The 297-nt window shown below is 46.8% G+C and carries 1 protein-coding gene; it reads left to right on the forward strand.

The window, feature by feature from the left end; genetic code table 11:
• Positions 1–297 (forward strand): FAD-binding protein (locus tag AACW90_RS23010; RefSeq protein ID WP_390239384.1); only part of this gene is annotated, 297 nt, incomplete at both ends.

Genomic DNA, 297 nt, shown 5'->3' on the forward strand with positions numbered 1-297 from the left:
TAGCCCTGATTTCTAAAGTCTACCCAATGCGTTCACATACTGTCGCCGCTGAAGGCGGCTCTGCCGCCGTCATCAAAGATGAAGATTCACTCGATAACCACTTCAACGATACTGTTGGTGGGGGTGACTGGTTATGTGAACAAAATGTCGTTGAATATTTTGTTGAAAACGCAACGAGAGAAATGATCCAAATGGAGCAATGGGGTTGTCCATGGAGCCGTAAAGAAAACGGTGAAGTGAACGTCCGTCGCTTTGGGGGAATGAAAGTAGAACGCACATGGTTTGCCGCCGATAAAA

This window comes from Vibrio frigidus, from assembly GCF_042465995.1.
In the GTDB taxonomy this organism is placed as follows: domain Bacteria; phylum Pseudomonadota; class Gammaproteobacteria; order Enterobacterales; family Vibrionaceae; genus Vibrio.